General features: G+C 73.1%; 21 protein-coding genes. 11 read left to right on the top strand and 10 right to left on the bottom strand.

The annotated features are described in order from the left end of the window. Window positions 1–23: 23 nt before the first annotated feature. A complete protein-coding gene (locus ACZ470_RS27635) occupies window positions 24–827 on the bottom strand; it encodes a VOC family protein (protein ID WP_468431486.1) in 804 nt (267 codons plus the stop codon). Window positions 828–1076: 249 nt separating this feature from the next. Between ACZ470_RS27635 and ACZ470_RS27630 the strand changes: the two genes are divergently transcribed. After that, window positions 1077–1397, top strand: a complete 321-nt coding sequence (locus ACZ470_RS27630) for an ANTAR domain-containing protein (protein ID WP_468431785.1) — start codon at window positions 1077–1079, stop codon at window positions 1395–1397. Between the two features lie 183 nt (window positions 1398–1580). On the opposite strand, the gene ACZ470_RS27625 is transcribed toward ACZ470_RS27630, so the two are convergent. Then, a complete protein-coding gene (locus tag ACZ470_RS27625; protein ID WP_468431484.1) occupies window positions 1581–2372 on the bottom strand; it encodes an RNA polymerase sigma factor SigF in 792 nt (263 codons plus the stop codon). Between the two features lie 500 nt (window positions 2373–2872). Here ACZ470_RS27625 and ACZ470_RS27620 point away from each other — a divergent pair, with 500 nt between their 5' ends. Next, complete coding sequence (locus tag ACZ470_RS27620; protein WP_468431482.1) at window positions 2873–3394, top strand: hypothetical protein; 522 nt, start codon at window positions 2873–2875, stop codon at window positions 3392–3394. A gap of 8 nt (window positions 3395–3402) precedes the next feature. On the opposite strand, the gene hemC is transcribed toward ACZ470_RS27620, so the two are convergent. The 3 genes from hemC to ligD all read right to left on the bottom strand — a co-directional run bounded on the left by hemC (window position 3403) and on the right by ligD (window position 6320). Next, on the bottom strand, window positions 3403–4338 hold the full coding sequence (hemC, locus tag ACZ470_RS27615) for a hydroxymethylbilane synthase (protein ID WP_468431480.1): 936 nt from the start codon (window positions 4336–4338) through the stop codon (window positions 3403–3405). Between the two features lie 80 nt (window positions 4339–4418). Beyond that, window positions 4419–5195, bottom strand: a complete 777-nt coding sequence (locus ACZ470_RS27610; protein ID WP_468431479.1) for an NPP1 family protein — start codon at window positions 5193–5195, stop codon at window positions 4419–4421. Between the two features lie 144 nt (window positions 5196–5339). After that, a complete protein-coding gene (gene ligD, locus ACZ470_RS27605; protein ID WP_468431784.1) occupies window positions 5340–6320 on the bottom strand; it encodes a non-homologous end-joining DNA ligase in 981 nt (326 codons plus the stop codon). 286 nt (window positions 6321–6606) lie between these two features. On the opposite strand from ligD, the gene ACZ470_RS27600 reads away from it, so the two are divergent. From ACZ470_RS27600 to ACZ470_RS27590, 3 genes are read left to right on the top strand one after another with little or no spacing between them, the layout of a single operon-like run. Beyond that, window positions 6607–6987: a DoxX family protein gene (locus tag ACZ470_RS27600; protein ID WP_468431477.1), complete on the top strand. Its 381-nt coding sequence runs from the start codon at window positions 6607–6609 to the stop codon at window positions 6985–6987. Continuing rightward, complete coding sequence (locus ACZ470_RS27595; protein WP_468431476.1) at window positions 6984–7451, top strand: peroxiredoxin; 468 nt, start codon at window positions 6984–6986, stop codon at window positions 7449–7451. The genes ACZ470_RS27600 and ACZ470_RS27595 overlap by 4 nt, the downstream gene beginning before the upstream one ends. A 59-nt stretch (window positions 7452–7510) precedes the next feature. Continuing rightward, on the top strand, window positions 7511–9829 hold the full coding sequence (locus ACZ470_RS27590) for a SpoIIE family protein phosphatase (RefSeq protein ID WP_468431474.1): 2319 nt from the start codon (window positions 7511–7513) through the stop codon (window positions 9827–9829). A gap of 15 nt (window positions 9830–9844) precedes the next feature. Here the strand turns inward: ACZ470_RS27590 and ACZ470_RS27585 are convergent, their stop codons facing one another. From ACZ470_RS27585 to ACZ470_RS27570, 4 genes are all read right to left on the bottom strand, one after another. Then, window positions 9845–10450, bottom strand: a complete 606-nt coding sequence (locus ACZ470_RS27585) for a DNA polymerase ligase N-terminal domain-containing protein (protein ID WP_468431472.1) — start codon at window positions 10448–10450, stop codon at window positions 9845–9847. Window positions 10451–10503: 53 nt separating this feature from the next. Continuing rightward, entirely contained in the window at window positions 10504–11334 is an 831-nt protein-coding gene (locus ACZ470_RS27580) for an aldo/keto reductase (RefSeq protein ID WP_468431470.1), read from the bottom strand. An 80-nt stretch (window positions 11335–11414) separates the two neighbouring features. Then, window positions 11415–12920, bottom strand: coding sequence for a metallophosphoesterase family protein (locus ACZ470_RS27575; RefSeq protein WP_468431468.1), 1506 nt, complete (start codon window positions 12918–12920; stop codon window positions 11415–11417). A gap of 119 nt (window positions 12921–13039) precedes the next feature. Then, window positions 13040–13660 (bottom strand): L-threonylcarbamoyladenylate synthase, encoded by a 621-nt coding sequence (locus tag ACZ470_RS27570; RefSeq protein ID WP_468431466.1) that lies wholly within the window; start codon window positions 13658–13660, stop codon window positions 13040–13042. Window positions 13661–13757: 97 nt separating this feature from the next. Here ACZ470_RS27570 and ACZ470_RS27565 point away from each other — a divergent pair, with 97 nt between their 5' ends. The 3 genes from ACZ470_RS27565 (at window position 13758) to ACZ470_RS27555 (ending at window position 17632) form a co-directional block, all read left to right on the top strand. Beyond that, window positions 13758–15248, top strand: coding sequence for a helix-turn-helix domain-containing protein (locus tag ACZ470_RS27565; RefSeq protein WP_468431465.1), 1491 nt, complete (start codon window positions 13758–13760; stop codon window positions 15246–15248). A gap of 269 nt (window positions 15249–15517) precedes the next feature. Next, window positions 15518–15754 (top strand): hypothetical protein, encoded by a 237-nt coding sequence (locus ACZ470_RS27560; protein ID WP_468431463.1) that lies wholly within the window; start codon window positions 15518–15520, stop codon window positions 15752–15754. 219 nt (window positions 15755–15973) lie between these two features. Beyond that, window positions 15974–17632: a catalase gene (locus ACZ470_RS27555; RefSeq protein WP_468431462.1), complete on the top strand. Its 1659-nt coding sequence runs from the start codon at window positions 15974–15976 to the stop codon at window positions 17630–17632. A gap of 1 nt (window position 17633) precedes the next feature. Here the strand turns inward: ACZ470_RS27555 and ACZ470_RS27550 are convergent, their stop codons facing one another. Then, window positions 17634–18518 (bottom strand): fructosamine kinase family protein, encoded by an 885-nt coding sequence (locus ACZ470_RS27550; protein WP_468431461.1) that lies wholly within the window; start codon window positions 18516–18518, stop codon window positions 17634–17636. A 165-nt stretch (window positions 18519–18683) separates the two neighbouring features. On the opposite strand from ACZ470_RS27550, the gene ACZ470_RS27545 reads away from it, so the two are divergent. The 3 genes from ACZ470_RS27545 (at window position 18684) to ACZ470_RS27535 (ending at window position 20267) form a co-directional block, all read left to right on the top strand. Next, window positions 18684–19007 (top strand): hypothetical protein, encoded by a 324-nt coding sequence (locus ACZ470_RS27545; protein WP_468431460.1) that lies wholly within the window; start codon window positions 18684–18686, stop codon window positions 19005–19007. Window positions 19008–19080: 73 nt separating this feature from the next. Then, window positions 19081–19614: a DoxX family protein gene (locus ACZ470_RS27540; RefSeq protein ID WP_468431459.1), complete on the top strand. Its 534-nt coding sequence runs from the start codon at window positions 19081–19083 to the stop codon at window positions 19612–19614. A gap of 89 nt (window positions 19615–19703) precedes the next feature. Continuing rightward, on the top strand, window positions 19704–20267 hold the full coding sequence (locus ACZ470_RS27535; RefSeq protein ID WP_468431457.1) for a hemerythrin domain-containing protein: 564 nt from the start codon (window positions 19704–19706) through the stop codon (window positions 20265–20267). Window positions 20268–20438: the final 171 nt, after the last annotated feature.

The following is a 20438-nucleotide window of genomic DNA, read 5'->3' as shown; positions in this document are numbered from 1 at the left end:
CCGGCGGTCGTCCCCGCGAGAGGTCAGCGCTCGCGGCGTGACGTGACCGTGAACTGGGCGCCCTCGTTGTCGCGGAGCACCGCCTCGTCGGCGCCCAGGGACAGCACACTGCCGCCGTGCCGCTCCGCGGCGCGGGCACAGGCGGCCACGTCCTTCACGGCGAAGTGGACCTGCCAGTGCGGCCGGACCGTGGGGTCGGGAGCCGACTCCGCCGCCCCGGACTCGATCCGCGCCACCACGTCCCCGCCGCTGCGCAGCACCACTTCCTCGCCCTCGTAGTGCACCTCGCAGCAGCCGGGTTCGTCGGACGCCCAGTCGAAGACGCCGCCGTAGAAGATCGCCGCGTCGAAGGCGTCCCGGGTGTGCAGCCGGATGAACGCGAGCTGCGCCCGCCGCCAGGTCGGCCAGTCGGTGAACAGCTCGCCCTCCCAGACCCCGAACGTCGCCCCGTCCCGGTCGGCCAGCAGTGCCGCGCGCCCCGGCGGCAGGGAGATCGGACCGACCGCCGCGGTGCCGCCGCGCTCCTGCACCCGCGCCGCGGCCTCATCGGCGCTGCGCACCGCGAAGTACGGCGTCCAGGCCACCGCCATCTGCCACATGCCGGCGACCGCGGCGATCCCGGCCACCGGCCGGCCCTCGGCCAGGGCGATGCGGAACCGGTCGCCGAGGCGCACCGGACGCCACTCCCAGCCCAGTACCGCCCCGTAGAACTCCTCGGTCGTCTTCACGTCCCGGCTCGTCAGGCTCACCCAGCAGGGTGCCCCGAACACGGAGTGCGTCGAGAAGACGTCCGTCGCACCGGCGGGGGAGGGCATGTCGTGGTTCATCGCAGTCGCGTCCTGATCTCGTCGGCCCGGCAGCCACCCGGATGGCACCAGTGTCCGCCCGATACCCCACCGGGCGCCTGCCGAGTACCCCGGCGGCGACACCGAAACGGTGATCCTTCCGCCCCCGGGCCGCCCCGGTGGCACTGGGCGGCCGAAGTGGCGACGATGGATGGATCGGACACTGGGTGAAGGCACTCAAGCACTATGCGAAGGCACCACGAGAGCGGCACACCGGACCCGGAGGTGACCATGCCCACGGACGGGGGCGCCGACCGCATCCTGCAGCTGGAGGAAGAGGTGCAGCAGCTCAAGGACGCGGTCGTCTCGCACGCGGTGGTGGACCAGGCGATCGGCATGATCGTCGCACTCGGGCGGGTCTCGCCCGACCAGGGCTGGACGGTGCTGAGGGAGGTCTCCCAGCGCACCAACATCAAGCTCCGCAACGTGGCCGACATGATCCTCGTCTGGGGACGCACCGGGCTGCTGCCGGCGGAGGTGCGGACGGTACTGGAGGAGGTCCTGGACCGCCTCGGCCCCACCCAGATCCCGGGCGCACCCCCGGAGGACTGATCCGCCCGCGCGCGGAGCCGACCCGCTCAGGTCCTGTCCGGCAGATCATGTCGCGGACGCGGCGTCCGGCAGGCCCCTCCGCCGCGTCTTCGTCACTCGTCGATTCCCCACGCTCGGTTTCGCTCGAGCGGGGGACCCGCGCGGGAGGGACCCCTTGATCCGCGTCCGCCGGGCGGACGGGCGCTAGCCGGTCTCGGCCAGCAGTTCCTTGCGCAGCTGGGCGAAGCAGCTGCCGAGCAGCCGGGAGACGTGCATCTGCGAGATGCCGAGCTGCTCGGCGATGGCGCTCTGCGTCATCCCCTTGAAGAACCGCAGATAGAGGATCAGCCGCTCCCGCTCCGGCAGCGCCTCCAGACAGGGCCGCACCGCCACCCGGTCCACGACGGTGTCGTACGCCGGGTCAAGGCCGCCGATCGCGTCCCCGAGGGCGTAGCCGTCGGTACCCGGCATCTCCGCCTCCAGCGACAGCGCGGAGAAGCACTCCAGCGCCTCCATCCCGGTGCGCACCTCGCCCTCGGTCAGCTGGGCGTGCGCGGCGATCTCGGCGACCGTGGGCGCCCGGCCCGGAGTCGTCTGCGCCAGCTCCTTCGCCGCGTGCCGCACGCGGTTGCGCAGGTCCTGGACGCGGCGCGGTACGTGCAGCGTCCACAGGTGGTCGCGGAAGTGGCGCTTGATCTCACCGGTGACGGTCGGCACGGCGTACGCCTCGAAGGCGTTGCCGCGCGCCGGGTCGTAGTGGTCGACGGCCTTGACCAGGCCGAGGGCCGCCACCTGGTACAGGTCCTCGAGGGCCTCACCGCGGCCCCGGAACCGGACGGCGATGCGCTCGGCCATGGGCAGCCAGGCCGTGACCAGTTCGTCGCGCAGCGCCCTGCGTTCGGGACCTTCGGGCAGCCGGGCCAGACGCGCGAAGTCCCCGGCCGTGTCGGGGGCGTCGTCGTGGGGGTGCTGCTTCCTGGGACTGACGGTACGCATCGCGCGCACCTCCCTGAGCGGGGTGCCGGATGGACAGACCCCGTGGGAAGCGGCGGCTCGGACCACGACAGGCCCGCGGCCGGCGAACCGGCCCCCACGGACGTGCCTCCTGTCCGAAGCACTGAGAATCCCATTCCCCGTGGTCCGGCATTTCAACCGGTTCCCGGAATTCAATGGGCGTACATTTCCGGAACGTGCACGATCCGAAATCGAGGGAATTCATGGCGTGAAATCAATGTGTGACGGAGCGGGCCGCTCCGGGCCGGCGCCGTCCCCGGACCGCCGACCCCTCCCGCGGCACACCGGTGATCACGGCCCCGGACGTGATGTGCGGCACGCCGTCGCCGAGGGCCGTACGGCCGCCCGGGGGATTCCTCCAGCGCAGCGCTTGATCACTGATCAGATCGGGCGAACCGCCTGACCACAGCGCATTCTGCTCATTTGACAGTGCGCCGAGGCCACAGATAGGAAGCAGCGGACAGAAGTCGAGAGGGTGCACTGTGTACGAGCCGAACGTGGTCGGGGACTGGCAGGAGTACGACGAGCATGCCGGTCTGCGGGTCCGCGTCCACCGTCTGGAATCCGGCGAACCGCCGCGCGGACGGGACGACGCAGCCGAGGGGCTGACGTACTTCAGTGTCCGCGTGACCGTCGAGAATCGCGGCAGCCGGCCTTTCTGTATTCATCTCGAGGACGGCCAGATCGACGTACGGACCGGCCCCGACGGCGAGAGCGCGTTCATCGACTGGCGCAACTCGCAGTTCGTCGAGGGCTTCGACGTCTATCCGCTGCGCCGCGCCACCGCCGTGCTCTACGCCGCCGGTCCCGAGGCGTCCCTGAGCCATGTCGACGTCCAGGTCCAGCTGCGCGTCGACGAGGAGTGGGCCGGGCGCCGGCTGTGGACGGGCGGCGTCGGCGTGCACGAGGGGCCCGCGGGGGCGCCCGCGGGCGCGTGCCGGGACAGCCTCGCGCAGCAGGTGAGCGTCTTCCTCCAGGAGCAGGCGGAGGAGGGCACCGCCTGAGCGGTGCCTCAGTGCGGGATGCCGTCGATGATCTCGCGGGCCCCCTGACGCAGCAGGGCCACGGCGACCGATGTGCCGAGCGTGGCCGGATCGAGCCGCCCCGCCCACTCGTGCGCGTTCAGCCGGGTCTTGCCGTCCGGGGTGAAGACACAGGCCCGCAGCGACAGATCACCCGTGCGGTGCACCTGCGCGGTGCCGGCGATCGGGCTGTTGCAGTGCCCCTGGAGCACGTGCAGGAACATGCGTTCGGCGTCGGCCTCGCGATGGGTGTCCGGGTCGCCGAGGGGGCTGACGGCCTCGATGAGGTCGGTGTCGCCCTCGCGGCACTGGAGTGCGAGGATCCCCGCGCCGATGGGCGGCATCATGGCGTCGGGGGAGAGCACCTCGCTGATCACGTCGGTGCGGTCGATGCGCTCCAGGCCGGAGACCGCGAGCAGCAGGGCGTCAGCCTCCCCGGCCGCCAGCCTCTCCAGCCGCCGGTTGGCGTTCCCGCGGAACGGTACGCACGTCAGATGCGGGTGGGTGGCGGTCAGTTGGGCGATCCGGCGCACCGAGGAGGTGCCGATCCGGGTTCCGGGCGGGAGTTCGTCCAGGGTGAGGCCGCCGGGGTGGACGAGGGCGTCACGGACGTCGTCCCGGCGCAGGAACGCGGCGAACACCGTGCCCGCCGGGAGCGGCCGGTCGGCGGGCACGTCCTTGAGGCAGTGCACGGCGAGGTCCGCCGCGCCGGTGAGCAGCGCGGCGTCCACCTCCTTGGTGAACGCCCCCTTGCCCTCCACCTTCGACAGGTCGCCGAGCCACTTGTCACCGGTCGTCCGTACGGGCACGACCTCGGTGCGCGTGCCCGGATGGACGGCGGCCAACTCGGCCCGGACGCGCTCCACCTGGGCGAGCGCCATGGGGGAGTCGCGGGAGACGATACGGATCAGTTCGGGGACCGGCATGCCGACACGATAGACCCTCGGGGTGCCCCCGCCGGGCCGGGACGCCGAACGGCGTCCCGGCGTCAACTCGCCGGTGACGGTCAGGCGTTCGGGTCGAACGGGATGCCGGACGGCTTGGCGGCGGCGAGGTGGGAGGCGAAGCTCCCGTCCTTCAGTCCGAAGTGGGCGCTGCCGAAGTCGTAGGCACTCAGCTTGTCGCGCAGTCCCGCCGGATAGCCGTTCCAGCCGACCAGTGCCGGGTACTGCCAGCTGCCCTTGTGGTTCTCCGGCGGCTCGTCGCCCGCCCCCGCGAGGCGGAAGCAGTGGGTGCTGATGCCGTCCTTGTGGTACACGATCTTCGGGTGCGTGCCGTCGAAACGGACCGCCGAGCGGGCGTGGATCGAGAACGACCCGTGGTTGGAGGTGGAGACGTACTGGACGGTGTCGTTCTGCACCCACACCACGACGTGCTCCCAGTCGTGGCGGTGTCCCCCGAGGCTGGTGCCCGGCAGGGCCTGGTCCTTCTCGAAGTACAGGCCGTAGATGATGGCGCACCAGCCGTTGTTGCACTTGGCGCGGGAGTAGCCGTTGGTGCTGTCCAGGTCCGGGGCGTCACGGCAGTTGCCGTTGAGGGCGCCGGTCGGGTTGAGACCGGTGTTGATCGCGCCGTCCGGGCCGATGGCCGGTGTGGGGTAGCAGCCGTCGGTGTCGTAGTCGTAGGCCGGCTGGTACGTCCGCTCCAGGGCGTCCGCGTTGGCCGGCAGGGCGGGCGGGGGAGCGGCGAAGGCGGTGGCCGGGAAGGCGATGACCAGCGCGGCCGCGCCGGCCAGGCCGGTCAGCCATCTCCTGCGGTGCGTGCGGAACGTGCTCGACGACACTGCGTCCTCCTCAAGTCCGGGCGCAGCCCAACGGCTGTGGGGGGCTGGGGAGTTCAGCATCCAGGCTGGACGTATACATGCCAAGAGGACGCAGGCGTACCGCCGGTGAAGCGCGGCCCAACACTCACGGCGCCGGGCCGCGGATCACACCAGGTCGTCCGGAATGTCGGCCGCCGCGTCCTCGGGCGCGAGGTCCGGCCGCAGCCGCAGCCAGGACGGCTGGCGCAGCATCCCCTCCCGGGTGCGGGTGCTGTAGCGGACCTCGCCGACCAGCCGGGGCACCACCCAGTGCGCGCCGGGCACGGCCGGTACGGGGTCGAAGGGGCACACGGCGGTGGCCACCGTCCGCAGCAGCTCCGCCAGCTCCGTCCGTTCTGCCTCGCTCCAGCCGGTGCCCACGCCGCCGACGTACCGCAGCCGCCCCGCCGCGCGCTGCCCCATCAGTACGGCTCCCGGCAGGCCGGACAGCCGCCCCTTGCCGGGCAGCCAGCCGCCGACCAGGACGTCCTCGCTGCGCATGTTGCGGATCTTGATCCAGGAGCGGGAGCGCACCCCCGGTTCGTACACCGAGTCCAGCCGCTTGCAGACCAGCCCCTCGAGGCCGTGCTCCAGGGTGGCCCGCAGCGCCTCGCGGCCGTGGCCGACGATCGCCGCCGGGGTGGACCAGGCCGGCCCGTCGAGGGCGAGGCCGAGCAGCGCCTCGCGGCGCCCGGTGTAGGGCAGCCGGACCAGCGACCGGCCGTCCAGGTGCATCACGTCGAACAGCACCAGGTGCACGGGGACCGCCGCGGCGCGCCGGGCCGCCCTGCCGGGGGCGTGCGCCAGACCCATGCGGGACTGGAGCAACTGGAAGCTCGCCCGGCCGTGTTCGTCGAGGGCCAGCACCTCGCCGTCCAGGACCGCGGGCCTGGTGCCGAGGGCGGTGGCCAGCGGTCCGAGCTCGGGGTACGCGCCCGTGATCTCCTGCCCGGAGCGGGCGCGCAGGACGATCGTGCCGTCCCCGGGGAGGTAGACCACCGCCCGCTGGCCGTCCTGCTTGGTCTCGTAGGCCCAGCGGGCGTCCGCCGCCGGGGGCGGCAGGGATCCGGACGTGGCGAGCATGGGAGGGATCAGCGGCAGGGTCACGGGTGAGGTGTGGACGCCGTCGCGCACCGGCACGCTTCCGTTGTCGCCGTTTCCCCCGAACGGGCGGGGGAGTCGGCCGCGCGGCCCGCTTGAGGCCGGGTGGGGGGTGTCGCGCTGCCCGGCGCTTGCGGGGTGCCTCCCCCACTCTCGGCTTCGCTCGAGCGGGAGGTACCCCCACCGCCCACCCGTGCCGCCCTGCGGCACGACTGCCCGCGGATGGGCGGAGGGCGGAGGGCGGGGGCTACTGTCCGGTAATATCGCGCGGCAGGTCGTCAGAGGAGGAACCGTGTTTCGGTCCGAACGCTCGTCCCTGTTGCTTGCCGGTCTGCTGGCCGTCGCCGGCACCGCGCACTTCGCCGCCCCGCGCCAGTTCGACCACATCGTTCCGCGCTCCCTGCCCGGCTCGCCCCGGACCTGGACCCACGCGAGCGGTGCCGTCGAGCTCGCGCTGGCCGCCGGGGTGGCCCTGCCCCGCACCCGCAGGGTCGCCGCGCTCGGCGCGGCGGCCTTCTTCGTCGGTGTGTTCCCCGCCAACGTGAAGATGGCCGTCGACTGGCGGCACCGCCCCGCCCCGCAGCGGGCCGCGGCCCTCGGCCGGCTGCCGCTGCAAGTTCCGCTGGTGCTGTGGGCGCGCGGCGTCGCCAAGGGCGCGGAGGGCCGGTCGTGAGCGGACGGGTGGAGAAGGGCGACACGGTCGAGGACTTCGCGCTCCCCGACGAGACGGGCACCGTCCGCCGGCTCTCGGAGCTGCTCGCCGACGGGCCGGTGGTGCTGTTCTTCTACCCCGCGGCGCTGACCCCCGGCTGCACCGCGCAGGCATGCCACTTCCGCGACCTCGCCGCCGAGTTCGCCGAGGCCGGCGCGCGGCCGGTGGGCATCAGCTCGGACGACGTCGAACGACAGGCCGAGTTCGCCGGCCGGTACTCCCTCGGCATGCCCCTGCTGTCCGACGCCCACGGCGAGGTCCGCGAGCGGTTCGGCGTGAAGCGGGGGATCGCCCTGGCACCGACGAAACGGGCCACCTTCGTCATCGGCCGGGACCGCACCGTCCTGGAGGTCGTGCGCAGCGAACTGCGGATGAACGTGCACGCCGACCGGGCACTGGCCGCGCTCCGCGGTCACCGAGCGTGAGGACGCCCGGACGTACCAGCGCATTTGATACAGGCCGGTGAAGGGTTGATGCTGGACGAATGGAGGACGCCTCCGCCGCGGTGATCGTCGATGCCCGCGGCATCGTCACAGGTTGGAGCGAGGGCGCCCGGCGGCTGACGGGACACCCGGCCGAGGAGGCCGTGGGCCGGTCCGTACGGGCGCTGCTCGCGGAGGACGCGCCGTCCCGCACCCCCCTGCGGTCGGGCCCGGTCGCACTGCGCCACCGCGACGGCCACCCCGTCCCGGTCCGGCTGACGGTCCGGCCCCTCCAGGGGGCGAAGGGCACGCCGGACGGGTGCCTGATCACCGCCGAGCCGCCCGGCGCGGCGGAGACCTCCCTGGCCGAGCGGGCCTTCCAGCAGGCGTCCATGGCGATGTCCGTCTTCGACACCGAGCAGCGCTACCTGCGGCTCAACGACGTCGCCTGCCGGATGATGGGCAGGCCCGAGCGGGACATGATCGGGGAGCGCTACCTGGACAGTGTGGAGAAGGCCGAGCACACGCGCGGTTTCCAGCGGCATCTGCGCCGGGTCACCGAGGCGGGCGAGCCCGTGCACTACCAGAGCTTCACCCATGCGCCCTCCGACACCCGGGCACACGCCTGGAACATCGAGATGTGGCCCGTCCGCGACACCTCCGGCGAGGTCGTCGGCGGCGCGCTCGCCGCGTTCGACAACACCGAGCAGCACCGGGCCCGGCGGCGGCTGGCGCTGCTCAACGAGGCCGCCGCCGCCATCGGCACCACCCTGGACGTCGTACGCACCGCCGAGGAACTCGTCGAACTGCTGGTGCCGGCGGTCGCCGACTTCGCCGCCGTCGACCTGCTCGACTGGGTCCTCGGCTCCGACGAACCCCCGGTCCGGCCCGGCACCGGAGTGGTGCTGCGCCGGGTGGCGCACGGCTCCGCCGCCGAGGGCTCCCCCGAGGCGGCCGTGCACATCGGCCAGGCGGACGTCTACCCGCCCTACTCCCCGCCGGCCCGGGCGCTGCGGGAGGGCAGGGCGGTACTCGCCCGCGCCGGCGAGGCGGGCTTCGACCGGTGGACCTCCGAACGCGGCGTACCCACCCCGGCCGCCCGCATCCACTCCCTGCTGGCCGTGCCGCTGCGCGCCCGCGGCACCACGCTCGGCGTCGCGGTCGCCGTCCGCAACGTCCACCCGGAGGGATACGCCGACGACGACGCCGCCCTCGCCGAGGAACTCGCCAGCCGCGCCGCCGTCTGTGTCGACAACGCCCGCCGCTTCGCCCGCGAACGCAGCACCGCGCTGACGCTCCAGCACAGCCTGCTGCCGAAGGGACTGCCCGGCCAGGCCGCCGTCGAGGTCGCCCACCGCTATCTGCCCTCCGGGTCGGCGGCCGGCATCGGCGGCGACTGGTTCGACGTCATCCCGCTGGCCGGCAGCCGGGTCGCCCTCGTCGTGGGTGACGTGGTCGGCCACGGCATCCCCTCCACGGCCACCATGGGCCGGCTGTGCACGGCCGTGCGCACCCTCGCCGACGTGGACCTCCCGCCCGACGAACTCCTCACCCACCTCGACGACCTGGTCACCCATCTCGCCGCCGGCGACCGCGACGACGTCGCCGAGCTCGGCGCGACCTGCCTGTACGCCGTCTACGACCCGGTCTCCCGCCGTCTCACCGTGGCCGCCGCCGGGCATCCCGCGCCCGCCCTCGTCCTGCCCGACGGGACGTGCCGGCTCCTCCCCGTGAACGCGGGCCCGCCCCTGGGAGTCGGCGGGCTGCCGTTCGAGGCGACGGAGCTCCAACTGCCCGAGGGCTCCGTCGTCGCCCTGTACACCGACGGTCTGCTCGAGGACCGCGACCGCGACATCGACCGCGCCACCGACGAGCTGTGCCGTGCCCTGGCGGTGCCCACCGAGTCGCTGGAGTCCCTGTGCGACGGTGTGCTGAAGGACGTACTGCCCCAGGAGCCCGGCGACGACGTGGCCCTGCTGCTGGCCCGCACCCGGGCCCTCGGCGCCGACCAGGTCGTCACCAAGGAGGTGCCGGCGGACCCCGAGGAGGTGGCCGCCGCCCGGCAGTGGGCCGGCGAGCGGCTGACCGCGTGGGGGCTGGACGAGATCTCCTTCGTCACCGAACTCGTCGTCAGCGAGCTGGTCACCAACGCCATCCGGTACGGCGTTCCCCCGGTCCAGCTGCGGCTGATCCGCGACCGCACCCTGATCTGCGAGGTCGCCGACGCCAGCTCCACCTCGCCGCATCTGCGCCGCGCCCACGCCTACGACGAGGGCGGCCGGGGACTGCTGCTGGTGGCCCAGCTCACCCAGCGCTGGGGCAGCCGCCAGACGGACGGCGGAAAGACGATCTGGGCGGAACAGCCGCTCCCGGGGACCTGATCCGCCGTCCGCCGTTCAGCCGCCGTCGTCCTCCGCGGCGACCTGGGCGAGGGTGCGCCCGGACCGTGCCGACCGGGCCCGCCGCGGATCGGGGGCGCCCCGGCCGCCGGCCCCTCCCTTGGCCGCCCGGACCAGCAGCCACGCCTCCTCGCCGTCGCCGTCGCGGAAGCGGGTGAGGGCGTACTCGCCCCGCAGCTTCGAGCCGTGCAGCCGGAACGTGGCGTGTCCGCGCTCCAGCGACTCCTCGAAGCCGACGGGACGGCCCCGGCGGTCGTGGCTGAGCGGCTCGTAGGTGCCGCGGTCCCAGACGATCACCGTGCCGCCGCCGTACTCGCCGCGCGGGATCACGCCCTCGAACTCCTCGTACTCCAGCGGATGGTCCTCCGTGGGCACGGCGAGCCGCTTGTCCCGCGGATCGGCCGACGGGCCCTTCGGGACCGACCAGGACTTCAGCACGTCGCCGACCTGGAGCCGGAAGTCGAAGTGCATCCTGCGCGCGTCGTGGATCTGCACCACGAAGCGGGGCTCCGGGCCCGCCTCCGCCCCGCTGCCCCAGGGCTCCCGGGTCCGCTGGAAGTCCCGCTTGCCGTGGTAGTCCCGCAGCCGGTCGCGTTCGCCCACCGTGCCGCTCCTTCCCGTACGTCACCCCCGCACGCGCGGGCCCGGGTACCCGGTCAGAACTCCTCGTGCACCTCCGGATCCCCGCCGATCCGCCGGTGGGCGCGGTCGGCGACGGTCCGCATCTGGGCGTCGTCCAGTTCGAAGCCGAAGACGTCGAGGTTGGCGCGCTGCCGCGCCGGGTCGGACGACTTGGGGACGGGGAGCGCGCCCAGCTGGATGTGCCAGCGCAGCACCGCCTGGGCCGGGGTGACCCCGTGCGCCTCGGCGACGGCGGCCACGGCCAGGTCGTCCAGGAGCGTCGAGCCGCGGCCCAGCGGGCTCCAGCTCTCGGTGAGCACGCCCTTGTCCTCGTGGTAGGCGCGCAGCTCCTCCTGCGGGAAGAAGGGGTGCAGTTCGATCTGGTTGACCGAGGGCAGCACCCCGGTCTCCTTCTCCAGCCGCTCGATGTGGGCGGGGGTGAAGTTGGAGACGCCGATCGACCGGACCAGACCGTCCTCACGCAGCTTGATCATGGCCTTCCAGGAGTCGACGTACTTGTCGACGCGGGGGAGCGGCCAGTGGATCAGATAGAGGTCGACGTACTCCAGGCCGAGCCGGGCGCGGGACTCCTCGAAGGAGGCGAGGGTCTCCTCGTACCCGTGGTGCCGGCCGGGGAGCTTCGTCGTCACGACGATCTCCTCGCGGGGGACGCCGGCGCGGGCCACGGCTCGGCCGACACCGGTCTCGTTGCGGTAGTTGGTCGCCGTGTCGACGAGGCGGTAGCCCGCCTCCAGGGCCGTGGCCACCGCGCGCTCCGCCTCGGCGTCGTCCATCGGCCAGGTGCCCAGGCCCAGGGCGGGGATCGTCGTGCCGTCGTTGAGCGTGTGGCTCGGGATGCTGCTCACCAGGGTGCCTTCCCGTTGAGGGTGTCGTCCTCCCAGCGTCGGGGACGAGGGGGCCAATGATCAACCGGACCGGATCGCACTCACTTCAGGGGGATGGTCACCTCGTCCTCGACCGGTGGGGCCTCCTCCTGCGCGCGCAGCCCGGTCGCCGCGTGGCAGCGCAGCCGGATCGACTCCGGGGTCACGTCGAGACGCAGGAAGCACTTGAAGAACGGCGGGCTGTAGGTGGCCGAACCCGGTGAGAACACCGACGTGTGGATCTTGCGCACCGGCAGCCGGAACCGCTTGGCCCGGTCGGGCCGGCGCCCGGTGCCGAGCAGCCCCGCGACCAGCCGCATCCGGAAGGTGACCCGGGGCGGCGCGCCCGGGACACGGGTGGGGCCGATGCCGAGGCGTTCGGCGATCACGGCCATCGCCTCGGCCTCGGTGAGGGTGAAGAAGCGGCGCAGCCGCAGCCGGCGCCCGTAGAGTCCGCTGTAGAAGGCGAGGGAGTCGCCGCGCAGCGGATAGCAGCGGAAGTCCCGCTCGGTGACACCGGCGACGTCCACCCGCGGGATGGTGTGGGTGGCGTGCGTGAAGGCCCCACCGCCGCCCGCCACCACGTACTGAAGGGTGCGTCCGTCGTCCAGCCGTACCGGATAGCGCTGGTAGTTGTGGATGTCGCCGCCTATCGCGGCCACGTAGTGGTGTTCGGGGTCGCGGACCATGTCGTCCACGGTGCCGCCGCCCTCGATGGCGCACGGGTGGTGCTTTCCGTCCACGTACAGGGGCGAGCCCGTGACCAGTATCTTCGGGCGCGGTCCCCGGGAGACCTCGCGCAGCCACGCGCCCTGTTCCGCGTCGACCGTCCCCAGCAGTCCCGTGTCGATGCCGACGATCCGCACCGGCCCGGCGTCGATCGCCCAGTACGGCCCCGGCTGCACCGCCTGCTGGGCGGGCGCGGACCGCAGCTTCCGTGCCTCGTCGAGGCGGCTGCCGTCCCCGGCCCGCGGCCGGTGCCACAGCAGGGAGCGCAGCCAGGCCCGGCCGAGGGGCCGGGGCGCGGGACCGGGCGGCAGCGGCGGGGCGTCGTCGCAGAAGACCCGCATGAACGCGCCCAGGTCCTCGTACCAGTCGTGGTTGCCCGGTATCGCGTATATCGGGGCCTGGTAGTCCCGGTACGGGCGGAAGAACTTGGCGCCGTAGTCGTCGGCACTGCCCACCGGGTAGATCACATCGCTGGCGAGCACCGCGAAGGCGGTGTCCCGGCCCTCCTTCAACAGCCCCGGCACCACGGCGTACTGGGGCTCGCCGCCCTCGCCCGTGTCGCCGATCACCAGGAACGAGAACCGGTCCGGGTCGTCGCGGCGCACGACCTTGTCGGCGGGTGCGCCGGCCGCCGCCCGCTGAGCCACCCAGCGGGACCGGGTCCGTCCCGTGGGATCGCCCAACCAGGAGGCCAGCACGCCGTTGCGGGCGGCCCACAGCATTCTCGGGTCGAGCCAGGAGATCTTCTCGACCTCGGGGGGCATCAGCCGCCGGTACGCACCGCGTTCAGCGGTGCCCCAGCCGGCGCCCTCGGGGGTATCGCGTGAGGAGTCGGACACCGGTGCACCGTAACAACGGTGCCATGGGCGGACGATGGGCGGGTGCCGGTGAATTCTCCGGCGAACCGCCGTCGTACGGACGGGTGTTGAGGGAGGACGCCGCCGAGGGCGGGCGTTCCCTATTCGAAGCGGGTGACGTCGCCGGCGCCCCTGCGGACGATCTCCGCCTCACCGCCCGAGAAGTCGATCACCGTGGTCGGCTCGGTGCCGCAGTCCCCGGAATCCAGCACCGCGTCCACCTGGTGGTCGAGCCGGTCCTTGATCTCCCAGCCCTGGGTCATCGGCTCGTCCTCGCCGGGCAGCAGCAGAGTGCTGGACAGCAGGGGCTCGCCCAGCTCCTCCAGCAGGGCCTGGGTGACCACGTGGTCCGGGATGCGCACGCCGACCGTCTTCTTCTTGGGGTGCATCAGCATGCGCGGCACCTCCTTCGTCGCGGGCAGGATGAAGGTGTAGCTGCCCGGAGTCGACGCCTTCACCGCGCGGAACACGTCGTTGTCGATCCGTACGAACTGGCCGAGCTGCGCGAAGTCCCGGCACATCAGCGTGAAGTGGTGCCGGTCGTCCAGCTTGCGGATGGTGCGGATCCGGTCGATGCCGTCCCGGCTGCCCAGACGGCAGCCGAGCGCGTAGCAGGAGTCCGTCGGGTACGCGATCAGGGCGTCGGAGCGGATGCTCTCGGCGACCTGGGAGATGGTGCGCGGCTGGGGGTTGTCGGGGTGCACGTCGAAGTACTTCGCCATTCACCGAGCTTATGCCGCGCCGGGATGAGCCGCGCGCACGGGTGGGGTAACGTCCCGAACCTGGGCCGGGGACGCGCAGAAAGAGGGGAAGGCCGAGGTGGCAGGCCGTAACGACGGAATCCGGCGGACGCCGGCGGCGGCCGGGGAGCAGCCGACGTGGGCGCAGGAGCTGCTGGAGCATCTGCGTCCGGCGGGGCGTGACGTCCGCAGGGTCGTCGACTGGCTGGCCGCCACCGTGCACGCCGAGGTGTCCCTCCGGGACGCCGTCGGCACGCTGCTCGCCGGGACCCGGCTGCCGCTGGACGAGTCCCTCGTCGCCGACCTCACCGGCGGCCGGATCGCCTCCGCCGCCTGGGAGGGGGAGGGGCGCCATGTGCGCCTGGTGAAGATCGGGCACCCCGCGCGGACCTGTGTACTGGCCGTCTCCCGGGAGGCGCCCTTCGACCGGGACGCCTCCGACGTCGTCACGCACACCGCCCAGGTGGTGGAACTCCTGCTGACCGCCCGCGAGACCACCGCCGCAGGACACCGGCTCCGGCGGGCCACCGCCGATCTGCGGCTGGCGATCCTGCAACTGCTGATGGTGGAGGACACCGTCGCCGCCCGCCGGGTGGCCGCGGGACTCTGGCCGGGCCTGCTGGACGCGGACACGGCCTGCGTGTACGTCGTCGAGTCCGCGCCCGCCCTGCGTGACCGGCTCGCCGCGGAGTGCCTGGACACCACGCGGGAGGAGGCACTGGTTGTGCGCTGCCCGGCGATGGACGGCCATGTGATCGTCGTCAGCCCCCGTGAGGCGACCGCCGGTGAACTGCGGTCGCTGGTCGAACGGCATCCGGACACCTTCCTCGGCGGCAGCGTGTGGCAGAGCCTCGCCCGTACGGCCACCGCCTACGGGCAGGCCGTCAGCGCCCTGGCGGTGGCCCGCTTCCGGGCCGACAAGACGGCCGTGTACGCCGAACGCACCCACCCCGAGCGGCTGATGGACCCCGCCGTGCTGCGCGGCTGGGCGGCCCGGGTGCTGCGACCGCTCGACGTGCTGCCGCACCACACCCGCGCCGAACTCCTCGCCACCACCCGTCTCGGCCTGGAGTTCACCGCCGTCAACACCGCCAAGATCCTCGGCGTCAGCCGCAACACCGTGCGGGCCCGCATGGAACGCGTCGAGACCATGCTCGGCGTCGACTTCGACGACGTCACCGCCCGCGCCGTGGTCCATCTCGCGCTGCACACCCAGATCAACCTGCTGGACGGGCGGGCGGCCCCCGGCCCCGGCGCGCACTCCCCGGGCCTCGCCGACCTGCTCGCCGGACCCGCCCTCGGCGCCTGGGCGCGGGAACTGCTGGGCCGGCTCGACCGGGACACCCGCAACGTGCGCCGCACCCTGCGCACCTGGATCGCCGCCGGCGGCAACGCCGAACGGACCGCGCAGATCCTGGGCGTGCACGCCCAGACCGTGCGCGAGCACGTGCGCAGCGCCGAGCCGGTCCTCGAACGCCAGCTGCTGGCCACCGGGACCGACCTGTACGAGGTGGTCCTGGCCCATCTCGCGGCGGGTGACCTGGAACAGCCGGTGCTCACCGGTGAGTGAATCGGGCCTTTCGGACTCAGTTGTGCACGGATGAGCCCTCCGGCCGCCGCAGCGGGCATCGGTGCGGTACACAGGTCCGCCCCGGGCCGCATAGTTTCGGACCGCGGCGGGGGCACGACCGGAACGGGGGACCGGTCGCGTCCCCGCTCTCGCGTCGCTGTGTGTCTCCCGCGCGGACGGGTACCCGACCGCCGCTGTGGAGGCCCGGCCCCGGCATCGCGTACCGGGGCGGACGGGCCCGTAACGAGCACCGCGAGGAGGAGGCCCGGATGACCAGCGACACGGAGACCGGCGGCGTCACCGGCACGCAGGACAAGGACTACAACCTGATCTGGTACGTCGAGGCGTGCCTGAGCAACGCGCTGCGCCTGGAGGGCTACATCCAGGACGCCGAACGCGCCAAGGACACCGAGGTCGCCGATCTGTTCCGCAAGGCCCAGGCGGACAGCCGCAAGGGTGCCGAACTGGGCAAGGGGCTGCTGCGCGCACGCCTCGACGGCGGCTGAGACGCGCCGCCCCGCGAGGCCCGGCTCCCGTGCACGACCACGGCGGCCGGGCCTCCGCCGTTCCCGGCCGCCGCGCCATCGGTCGGTGACCGACGGCGGTCACTCACCCGGCCCGCGGCCCGACCGGACGCTCCGGGTCGCCGAGCCGGGTCATGGGCGGCAGCATGGCCCTCGTACGCGCCACCGCGGGGGGTCGAGCAGCGCAAGGAGCCCACGAACATGACGGACGTTCCCAGCCGGACCCCCGCCACCGGCGACGACCGCGAGGTACTCACCAACCGGCAGGGCCATCCGGTCTACGACAACCAGAACCAGCGCACCGTCGGCGCTCGCGGCCCGGCCACGCTGGAGAACTACCAGTTCCTGGAGAAGATCAGCCACTTCGACCGGGAACGCATCCCCGAGCGGGTCGTGCACGCCCGCGGCGTCACCGCGTACGGCTTCTTCGTGGCGTACGGGAAGTGGGGCGACGAGCCCATCTCCCGCTACACCCGGGCCAAGCTCTTCCAGGAGCAGGGCAAACGCACCGACCTGGCCGTCCGCTTCTCCACCGTCATCGGCGGACGCGACTCCTCCGAAGCCGCCCGCGACCCGCGCGGCTTCGCGGTGAAGTTCTACACCGAGGACGGCAACTGGGACCTCGTCGGCAACAACCTGGGCGTCTTCTTCATCCGGGACGCCATCAAGTTCCCGGACGTCATCCACGCCCTCAAGCCCGACCCGGTCACCTTCGAGCAGCAGCCGCGCCGCATCTTCGACTTCATGTCGCAGACGCCCGAGTCCATGCACATGCTGGTCAACCTGTTCAGCCCGCGCGGCATCCCGGCGGACTACCGCCATATGCAGGGCTTCGGTGTGAACACGTACAAGTGGGTCAACGCCGAGGGCGACACGAAGCTCGTCAAGTACCACTGGATGCCCAAGCTGGGCGTGCGCAGCATGACCGAGGAGGACGCGGCCAACGTCCAGGCCGACGGGCTCGGCCACGCCACCAAGGACCTCTACGACGCGGTGCGGCGTGGCGAGTACCCGGAGTGGGAGCTGCTGGTCCAGATGATGGACGACCACGAACACCCGGAGCTGGACTTCGACCCGCTGGACGACACCAAGACCTGGCCCGAGCAGGACTTCCCGCCGAAACCGGTGGGCCACATGGTGCTGGACCGGATGCCGGAGAACTTCTTCGCGGAGAACGAGCAGATCTCCTTCGGCACCGGCGTCCTCGTCGACGGGCTGGACTTCTCCGACGACAAGATGCTCGTCGGACGGACCTTCTCCTACAGCGACACCCAGCGCTACCGGGTCGGCCCCAACTACCTCCAGCTGCCCGTCAACCAGGCCAAGCACGCCGAGGTGCGCACCAACCAGCGCGACGGCCAGATGACGTACCACATCGACGGCGGCGGCGGGAACCCGCTGGTGAACTACGAGCCGTCGATCACCGGCGGTCTGCGCGAGGCCCACTACCCGACGCACGACGAACAGGGCCCGGAGATCCGGGGGCGGCTCACCCGCAAGCGCATCCCCCGCACCAACGACTACCTCCAGGCGGGCCAGCGCTATCTGCTGCTGGAGGACTGGGAACGCGACGACCTGGTGAAGAACTTCATCGACCTGATCTCCCAGTGCGACCGGGCGGTCCAGGAGCGCATGGTGTGGCACTTCCTGCTGGTGGAGAACGACCTCGGCCGCAGGGTCGGCGAGGGCCTGGGCATCACACCGGAGGACGTCGCCCATCTCGACCCCCTGCCCGACCAGAACCTCACGGACGAGGACCGCAAGCGGCTGGCGAACCTCGGCGACAACCCGCCGCGCGACGTGGCGGGGCTCACCATGACCCACTGCGTCCCCGACACGCGGCACGTGGTGACCCGGTGAGTCACCCGGCCGCCCGCGCCACCGCGAGCGCCTGCTCGGCGTAGCCGCGGCCGAACAGTACGGCGTGCACCAGCAGCGGGAACAGCTGGTGCACGCCGACGCGTGTCTCCCACCCGCCGGCCAGCGGCGCCACCTCCTGGTAGCCGTCCAGCACCGCGTCCCGGTGGGGGCAGCCGAACAGGGCGAGCATCGCCAGATCGGTCTCCCGGTGCCCGCCGTGCGCGGCCGGGTCGATCAGCCGGACATGCCCGTCGGCGCCCCACAGCACATTGCCGTTCCACAGGTCGCCGTGCAGCCGTGCGGGCGGCTCGGCCGGACCGGCGAGTTCCGGCAGCCGCTCGCAGACCCGCTCGACAACGGCCGCCTCACCGGGACGCAGTGTGCCGTCGTCGACCGCCCGCCGCAGATACGGCAGGACGCGGTGCGCGGCGTACCAGGAGGGCCAGTCGTCTCCGGTCACGTTGCGCATCGGGGCGGACCCGATGAACGCCTCCACCGGGCCCCCGGGCGGCGGCGCCCCGAAGGCGGGCGCGCCGGCGGCGTGCAGCGCGGCCAGCTCCCGGCCGAACCGGGCCGCCACCTCCCGTCCGGGCCGGCCCGGCGCCACCCGGTCGACGACCAGCCGGCGCGCGTCGTGACCGTGCACCGCCGGGATCCGCACCGTCCCGGACGCGGCCAGCCAGCGCAGCCCCGCCGCCTCGGCACGTGCGGCGTCCGCGCCGTCGGAGCTCTTGACGACCACCACCCGGCCGTCGTCGAGCGAGACCTCGGCGAGCGAGCCGGACAGGGTGCGGACGCCGGTGACCGCCCGCCCGGTGAACCGGGCCGCCACGGCGGCGGCGTCCCCGTCACCGGGCCGTGCGGTCGGGGCGGAACCCTCGGTCATCGGCGGGACTCCTCGGGGAGGCGGGCGGGTCGGGGGCGGGTACGAAGTCGTGCCCAGGGTACGAGCCCCGCCCGCGCCCGCGTTCGCCGTCGGCCGGTCACGCGGGACGGTGAAATACCCGCGCCCGCCGATCGAAGGAAACCGTGCCGGGGGACCACTGGGAGCATGACGAGTTCATCGTTCCAGCGCACCCTCACCCTCCCCGCCTCCCTGTGCGAACAGGCCGCGGAGCATCTGGAGCAGGCCGCGAGGCGGACGGTCGACGGAGCCGGAATCCCGCTGAAGGCGTTCCGCGCGGCCGCCGACAGCGACTACACCCTCCCGGTGTCCGTGGTGGAACAGGCCGCGGGCTGCCTGCTGGTGCTGGCCACGGAGACCGCCCAGACCGTACGGCCCTCTGCGCTGCGCGCCACCATCGCGGTCGCCCTGTGCCTGCGGGACGCCGTCCAGGCCGTCCACCAGCCCGCGCTCACCACCCGTTTCTGGTGACGGCGCGTCGAATGGCCCCCGCCCGCGGGGGAACCCGCCGAATCCCCACCACCCACACCCCCAGGAGTAGGACATGAGTCTCTTGCGCGTCCTCGGCCGTCCGATGCTGGCGTCGATGTTCGTCACGGGCGGGCTGGATTCCGTCCGCCACCCCGAGAACGTGGCCCCGATCGCCGAGTCCGTCGTCCGTGCCGTCACGGACCGGGTGCCGGTGCTGCCGGACAGCACCGAGGACTGCGTACGGCTCAGCGGCGCCGTCCAGGTCGTGGGCGGGCTGCTGCTGGCCACCGGGCGGATGTCGCGCCCGGCCGCGCTCGCGATCGCCGTCACCCTGGTGCCCACGACGCTGGCCGCGCACCGCTTCTGGGAGGAGGAGGACCCCGGTCAGCGCGCCCAGCAGCGCATCCACTTCCTCAAGAACCTGTCCATGCTCGGCGGCCTGCTGATCGCCGCCGACGACACCGGCGCCGCGCCCTCGCTGCTGTGGCGGAGCCGGCACGCCGCCCACGATCTGCGACGCGACGCCCACCTCGTCCGCCGCTCCGTCCGGGCCGGAGCCGCCCCCGGCGCGGCGGCCGGGCGGATCCGGGCCAGGCTCTCCTGCTGACGCACCCACCGCGTTAGCCCACCGGAGGCGGGGGGACCCGAGGGCGGGCGGCCCCGGCCGGGTGCCGCCGCGAACCGGAGGTGGAGGACATGGGACACGGAGGCAATGTCATCGACGAACTGGTGACCGATCACCGGGAGGTCGAGGAGCTCTTCGGCAAGATCGAGGAACTGCCGCCCGGCCACAAGGACCGCAAGGTGTACGCCGACCAGGCCACCATCGAGCTGGTCCGGCACTCGGTGGCCGAGGAGGCGTACCTCTACCCGGCCGTACGGGAGCACGTGGAGAACGGGGACGCCCTCGCCGACCGTGAGCTCGAGGACCACGCCACGGCCGAGCGGACCATGAAGGACCTGGAGGGGTGCGACGCGGGCGACGCCGAGTTCGACCGGCTCATCGGCAATCTGATGAGCGAGATCCGCGAGCACATCGCCGACGAGGAGCAGAACCTCTTCCCGCTGCTGCGCGCCTCCTGCTCCCCGGAGAAGCTCGACCAGCTCGGCGACAAGGTCCGGCAGGCGAAGAAGACGGCCCCGACCCGGCCGCACCCCGCCGCCCCGGACAAGCCCCCGGCGAACAAGCTGCTGGCACCCGGCGCCGGAATGGTCGACCGGGTCCGCGACGCGCTGAGCGGACGCGGCAAGCTGGGCTGACCCCGGGACACGCGAGGGGCAGGCGTCCGGGGAGGGGGGGGGGGGGGGGGGGGGGGGGGGGGTGGTGGGGGGGGGGGGGGGGTGGGGGGGGGGGGGGGGGGGGGGGGGGGGGGGTTTCCCCCCCCCCCCCCCCCCCCCCCCCCCCCCCCCCCCCCCCCCCCCCCCCCCCCC

The sequence above is a fragment of the Streptomyces sp. NPDC031111 genome, from assembly GCF_055570675.1.
The sequence above is the reverse complement of the archived record's forward strand: the minus strand, read 5'-3'. Positions and strand labels throughout refer to the sequence as shown.

Bases quoted from the DNA above. Each gene is read 5' to 3' on its own strand.
- ACZ470_RS27635 (WP_468431486.1), bottom strand. From the start codon at position 827: ATGAACCACGACATGCCCTCCCCCGCCGGTGCGACGGACGTCTTCTCG.
- ACZ470_RS27630 (WP_468431785.1), top strand. From the start codon at position 1,077: ATGCCCACGGACGGGGGCGCCGACCGCATCCTGCAGCTGGAGGAAGAG.
- ACZ470_RS27625 (WP_468431484.1), bottom strand. From the start codon at position 2,372: ATGCGTACCGTCAGTCCCAGGAAGCAGCACCCCCACGACGACGCCCCC.
- hemC (WP_468431480.1), bottom strand. From the start codon at position 4,338: ATGCCGGTCCCCGAACTGATCCGTATCGTCTCCCGCGACTCCCCCATG.
- ACZ470_RS27590 (WP_468431474.1), top strand. From the start codon at position 7,511: ATGGAGGACGCCTCCGCCGCGGTGATCGTCGATGCCCGCGGCATCGTC.
- ACZ470_RS27570 (WP_468431466.1), bottom strand. From the start codon at position 13,660: ATGGCGAAGTACTTCGACGTGCACCCCGACAACCCCCAGCCGCGCACC.
- ACZ470_RS27560 (WP_468431463.1), top strand. From the start codon at position 15,518: ATGACCAGCGACACGGAGACCGGCGGCGTCACCGGCACGCAGGACAAG.
- ACZ470_RS27555 (WP_468431462.1), top strand. From the start codon at position 15,974: ATGACGGACGTTCCCAGCCGGACCCCCGCCACCGGCGACGACCGCGAG.
- ACZ470_RS27550 (WP_468431461.1), bottom strand. From the start codon at position 18,518: ATGACCGAGGGTTCCGCCCCGACCGCACGGCCCGGTGACGGGGACGCC.
- ACZ470_RS27545 (WP_468431460.1), top strand. From the start codon at position 18,684: ATGACGAGTTCATCGTTCCAGCGCACCCTCACCCTCCCCGCCTCCCTG.
- ACZ470_RS27540 (WP_468431459.1), top strand. From the start codon at position 19,081: ATGAGTCTCTTGCGCGTCCTCGGCCGTCCGATGCTGGCGTCGATGTTC.
- ACZ470_RS27535 (WP_468431457.1), top strand. From the start codon at position 19,704: ATGGGACACGGAGGCAATGTCATCGACGAACTGGTGACCGATCACCGG.